This window comes from uncultured Methanobrevibacter sp. (assembly GCF_902769175.1).
Lineage (GTDB): Archaea > Methanobacteriota > Methanobacteria > Methanobacteriales > Methanobacteriaceae > Methanobrevibacter.
On record NZ_CACXNW010000058.1, the window covers coordinates 1 to 5,617 of the forward strand.

Annotated in this window: 6 protein-coding genes; all 6 read left to right on the forward strand. The window is 30.8% G+C overall.

The genetic code is table 11. The features are described from left to right. Nucleotides 1-50: 50 nt before the first annotated feature. The 6 genes from QZV12_RS13435 to QZV12_RS13460 all read left to right on the forward strand — a co-directional run bounded on the left by QZV12_RS13435 (nt 51) and on the right by QZV12_RS13460 (nt 5,557). Nucleotides 51-425, forward strand: a complete 375-nt coding sequence (locus tag QZV12_RS13435; RefSeq protein WP_295622664.1) for a hypothetical protein — start codon at nt 51-53, stop codon at nt 423-425. A gap of 34 nt (nt 426-459) precedes the next feature. After that, the gene (locus QZV12_RS13440) at nt 460-1,398 is read left to right on the forward strand and encodes a hypothetical protein (RefSeq protein ID WP_295622666.1); all 939 of its coding nucleotides are present in this window, start codon (nt 460-462) and stop codon (nt 1,396-1,398) included. A gap of 10 nt (nt 1,399-1,408) precedes the next feature. Then, entirely contained in the window at nt 1,409-2,335 is a 927-nt protein-coding gene (locus QZV12_RS13445) for a hypothetical protein (protein WP_295622668.1), read from the forward strand. Nucleotides 2,336-2,603: 268 nt separating this feature from the next. Further along, complete coding sequence (locus QZV12_RS13450; protein ID WP_295622670.1) at nt 2,604-2,780, forward strand: hypothetical protein; 177 nt, start codon at nt 2,604-2,606, stop codon at nt 2,778-2,780. 86 nt (nt 2,781-2,866) lie between these two features. Next, entirely contained in the window at nt 2,867-4,570 is a 1,704-nt protein-coding gene (locus QZV12_RS13455; protein ID WP_295622672.1) for a hypothetical protein, read from the forward strand. Nucleotides 4,571-4,747: 177 nt separating this feature from the next. Next, complete coding sequence (locus QZV12_RS13460) at nt 4,748-5,557, forward strand: pseudomurein-binding repeat-containing protein (protein WP_295622674.1); 810 nt, start codon at nt 4,748-4,750, stop codon at nt 5,555-5,557. Nucleotides 5,558-5,617: the final 60 nt, after the last annotated feature.

The following is a 5,617-nucleotide window of genomic DNA, read 5'->3' on the forward strand; positions in this document are numbered from 1 at the left end:
ATTATAAATAATAAATTACATAATAAAGATTTAAGTGGAGGACATATTTAATGGCAGATTCTATTATATTATTGGAAGAAAGAAAAGAAGTCACAACTTTCCTTTTGGATGAAGGTACAATAACTGCAACCACTGTAACAACCCCTACTGGTGAAACTCCAGGTTATGAATATGCAGGAGCCAAAATTAAAGTTGATGACGCCGTAACATTATCAGCTAACTCAGATATAGGAAAACCAACAGTTAAAAAATACACTGCAGCGGAAGGTGAAATCATCTTGGGCATTGCAGTTAACGATCCAATAACAATGACTGGAGGAAAAAGAAAAACAGCAATCTTAGTATTAGGCCATTTATTCAGATTAAAATTAGCTAGTGGATTATCAAACATTAACGTTAAAGACAGGATTGCTTTAACAAGCTGAAGTATTCAGACCATATGATATAGGTGATGCTTAAATGATAACCAAAGGAAATGATACTAAAGTGCAAAATGAGGTAATAGCTCAAACTATTACTGATGAATCAGCTAAAAGATTAAGGCTAGCCAGACTCTTTCCAAAACAGGAAATTAAAGAGAACTCTGATTATTATACTTACTTTAGACAAAACATCAATTTGGATGAGGCTATAAAACGTGGGCTTCTCGGTGAAGCAAAAGATTTAGCGCCGGGAGCATCTTTACAAGAACTCAATATCAGAAAACCTGTAACCGACACCATCAGCATTGATACTGTCGGAGGAGTTTTAAACGTTAATAAGGATGTCTTTGACAGTGACAGAATCTCTTTTGAAGACTTATTAGCAGATGTGGCAACACTTATTGCAAATAAAATCGAATATAATATCTACGATACCATTGTCAGTTCAGCAAAGGTTCCAAAATACAATACTACACAAACCGAAGATACAATGGAAGCTTTCGGACAGTTTGTTATAAAAGCACAGGAAGCATTCAAAGGAAGTTCAGGCGCCGGTGCAGACTTAACAATAATGGTTGAATCCTATAGGACATTAAGCTACATCAAACAATTGGCTTACGTCTCAAATAAGTCAGTGCAGCCTATAGAAGAGATTCAGGCTTATTATGGTGTTGACAACATTGACTTTTTAGGAACAACACATGCGGACGGTGGATCAATGCTTGGTGAAAAGGATTATATTGCATTCGATATCAGAAACGCTCCATTAACAGTATTGTATTCCAAATCTTCAGGAACAACTGTAGCACCAATTACAAGTGATGAAAACATCGCTGACTTTTATCCAATCATTGAAATCATGAGAAAGGACATCTATGATGAATTGCCTCAATATACAAAATTATTCATACAATCCAAGGTTGGTGTTTTATTAAACAAACCACATCTTGCCCTAACAGGAAAATGCAGGCCATAAGGTGATATTAATGTTGACAAAAGGAAATGATGCTAAAGTTCAAGATGAAGTGATGGCGCAGATTGTTGCAGACACTTCAGCAAAATGGATGAAATTCACAAGATTAATTCCAAAGCAGGAAATTGAGGAAAACTCCCAATATTATACTTATATGTCTCAAAGAGTCAATATTGATGAGATAATTGACAAAGGACAATTGGGTGAAGCTAAAGACATTGCACCTGGCGCTACTTTACAGGAATTAAACGTAAGAAAACCGGTCAGTGACACTGTATCCATTGACACTATTGGAGGAGTTTTAAATGTCTCAGCACAGATGCTTGATTCCAACTTAATCAGTGTCCACGACATGCTTCAGGACGTTGGAATACTTATCGGAAGAAGTATTGAACAGGCAGCTATTAACATGATTTTAAACAACAATAAAGTGGCAACCTACAACTATACTGCAGGTGATGACAGTGGAGTTACCATTTTAAAAGCTCAAGAAAAGTTCAAGGAATCCGCTGGAAGCTTCTGTAACTTAAACAGCATGGCAGTCAATTACAAGTCATTGACCACATTAAAATCAGACATGTTCACCAACAACAGACAGGTTGAACCTGTTGAAGCTATTAAATCATATTATGGTGTTGATAATATTGATTTACTAGGAACTGCAGTCTGTGATGGTGGATCTGAAATAGCTGATAAGACTTACATTGGTATGGATTATCAAAATCCCGGAATGAAATTGTTGTACTCAAGAATTTCAGGAACAACCGTTGCGCCACTTGGACCAGACGGTGACGTATATGATTTCTATCCGTTGATTGAATTCATGAGAAAGGACATCCGTGATGAATTGCCGATGTATACAAAGCTGTTCATACTTACCTCAGTGGGCGTGTTAATGAATGCGCCTAACAGAATCATCAAAGGTAAATTCAGAGCATAGAACCATATTTTATCTCCTAAACATTAGTGAAGTTTCACAAGCTTCACTAATTTCTTCTGCTCAAATTTTTTATATGCAATAATCGCCATATTATATATCAGAGGCTATAATAACATTACTGTTAATTGAATCCAGTATATTAATTGATTCATCCCAGATAGCCAAGATTTTTGGCAAAAAGGAAAAGACAGTAGCCACTAAAGTCCAGAAATCAAAACTGGAGAAATACGAAACAGAAAACGTTAAGCTACTCAAAAATTATGGATTGATGCATCCAGAAGCAATCAAGCCAAGACCATTCTATGATTTAAGACAGATGCTGGAAGGACCGGCTTATTATTACTTCAAAAAGGAAGATGAAACTAATTTGATTGATGTTATTGTCAGAGTAGCTATTGGTAAACACCGTGAGTGGATCCATAACAAAAATATTGATAACTTTTAAATTTTTATCATGTTTTTTAGATTATTTTTTGATGTAGTTATTTAATAAGAATAATTTTATTATAGATTTTTTATTAACATATTTATATGGGTTTAAGGGTTTCTTTAGAAAATTATTGTAAACATGATGAATGTGAATTTGACACGAATATTGAAAGTAAATTCCATCAATTATCTCAGAATTCTTATGTGAATAATAATTTATTCACCTTTTTAATTGAAAATAACATGAATAGATTTCTTTTTGGTTTTATAACTGGAATAAAGGATTTAAATTTGGACAATATTGAATATTATGATAAATTATTAAGACCCTCTGTTGTAAAAGAAATTTGCAAAGAAAGTTTTATAAAAAAATTTCATTGTCCAGAATGCAATAATCTTCTTTTTAGAGAACATTTGGATGATATAAATTATAAAGAATATTATGAATTTAAATGCCCAGATTGTGGTAAATATAGTAATTTTTCTTTTTTTGATTTGGAAGATGATTTTAAAATCACAAAATTAGATTTGATTAAATTTTTAGATAAACTTGTGGAATTGGAAGTATTCAATAAAAAATTAGAAACTCAATGTAAAAATTGCACTAACTCAGAAAAATTAGTTGATTTTGAAAATGTAAACCTGATATGTTCTTGTGGCAACCTTCGAGAAGCCAAATTCAAATATTATTCAAACTATGAGTTTATATTGGAAAGGGGCATTTGGTTTGAATGGTATGTTTACAATTTATGTAAAAATATTTATAGGAAAGTATATCCTAATGTCAAATGCACATATTTTATTGATGGTAAACCATATGAATGTGAAATTGATATTTTAGCTGCAACGAAGGATAAAACTCTAATCGCATTTGAATGTAAGGATTATATGAGAAGTAGACTTTCACTTAAGGATTTTATTGAAAATATTGCAAAATTACATCATATTGCACATGAAATATATCTTGTAAGTTCAGTTAAAGATATTAAATTTAATTCAAAAGTTGAATCATCCACATTAATTGATTCTGAAATAAAATTTATTGAAGGAATGCAATTAGAGGAGTCTTTTTTAAATGAAGATAAAATTATCACATTTTTTGAAGAAAGAAATTATAATGTCGTTTCTTTATTCGATAAGTTGCCTGATTCGAAAAAGGAAATAATTCTGAATAATTTATTTGAATTAATAATTAAAAATGAGGTTTGGGTTTATTTGGAAAATTTAACTAATTTACTTACCCGAATTTCTATAAACAAAAATTTGATAAATGAAGATAAATTATTAAAGTCATTAGATGTGGCATTTGAAAATGTTTATTCAAAAAAATTTATTAGCTATTCGTTAGAATATATTAAAAATATTTATTTTTCATATCCTAAAGTTTTAAAAAATAATTTTGATTTGAATAAGTTCTTAAAACACTGCACTCAATTTTTAAATCCAATTTCAAATGAAGGATATGAATGTAGAGCTCCATTTTATTATTTTATTACTGCATATTTTAGAAATGAACAGATTGATATAGGTTTGATTGATAAAAATATTGCTCAAGAGTTTTTATTAAAATTCATTCCAATGATTGAAATTTATTATGGTTCATATTCTTTAGAAAGTACATTAAATGTTTTCAAATGTTTGTGGGAGTATGTGACTCAGGATATTGAAAATAAATTCATATCTAAATTAATTTATTGGTATAAAACTAAAGGTAATAAATATATTATTTCTAATTTTATTAAAGATTTTAAAATAAATCTTTCTCACGATAATATACAAGTATTGGAGCATGTTGGGATAATCTGAGCATATAAAAAGATTTATTTTATTTTAAAATCAATATGTTAGGCCTAATTATCAATCATATATCAAGTTTATTTAGTATATTAATTCAATTTTTTATCTTTAAAAAGAAATAGTTCCACATATATTATCTAAAATATATAAAAAATATAATAAATGAGATAATACAAATTATAGTATATGACAGAAGATAATATTAGCTGGACAAGTTTTTGCCAGGCAATGAACTCAATAGCATTCTGGTTAATCCAGAACAAAAAGAAATATAAAAAGCGTGACTATTACCAGATATTAACCTTAAAAGGTAATTGCAACGATATTGAAAAGAAAGCCAAGAAATTAGGTTCAGACAAGCTGGTTGCAATGTATACAATGGCTTTGATTAAGGACAACAGTTCTTTGGATTTCCTTCCAAACTATGTCATGCTGAAGAACGGAACCAAAATCGATAAGGCCGAATATGTAGACATGGCAATAAGGACAGAAGCATACATTAGGGCAAATGGAAGGCTTCCTGCAATCGTTTACAGAATGTCAAAGCTTCCGGATTACAATGACTCAACAATGAAGCTGTTTATCAAAACATTTAACTACAAAGGAAACACCATAGATGAAGCTTTAGCTATTATAGCAAAGAAGAAATTATACAGCAAATACTTTGATTCACAAAAAACAGACAAAAAAACAATAACTGATGCTAGTCAGGGAAAAGGTTCTAATTGTGTAGACTGGGGACAAGTATATTATAGAATAGCTAAAAGCTTAGGTTATGATGTGCAGTTTGTCCACGTTAAATGTCGTGTCAGTGGTACTGGCCATATCAGATTAAGATTAAAGCATAAAAAGCATACTGGAGGAAACTGGATTAACAGAGATCCTGCAGCAGTAGCAGATACTACTTCAGGAAATGTTAGATCAATATGGTGTGAAGACGGATATCTTATAGCATATGATCCAAGTTGGATATTTACAGATTTATATTCTAGTTAGGTGATAACATGGACTGTGGCGAAGCAATTGAAGTTTTAAAGAAATTTCCAAAAGATAAAC

Bases quoted from the DNA above. Each gene is read 5' to 3' on its own strand.
- QZV12_RS13460 (WP_295622674.1), top strand. From the start codon at position 4,748: ATGACAGAAGATAATATTAGCTGGACAAGTTTTTGCCAGGCAATGAAC.
- QZV12_RS13450 (WP_295622670.1), top strand. From the start codon at position 2,604: ATGCATCCAGAAGCAATCAAGCCAAGACCATTCTATGATTTAAGACAG.
- QZV12_RS13435 (WP_295622664.1), top strand. From the start codon at position 51: ATGGCAGATTCTATTATATTATTGGAAGAAAGAAAAGAAGTCACAACT.
- QZV12_RS13455 (WP_295622672.1), top strand. From the start codon at position 2,867: ATGGGTTTAAGGGTTTCTTTAGAAAATTATTGTAAACATGATGAATGT.
- QZV12_RS13440 (WP_295622666.1), top strand. From the start codon at position 460: ATGATAACCAAAGGAAATGATACTAAAGTGCAAAATGAGGTAATAGCT.
- QZV12_RS13445 (WP_295622668.1), top strand. From the start codon at position 1,409: ATGTTGACAAAAGGAAATGATGCTAAAGTTCAAGATGAAGTGATGGCG.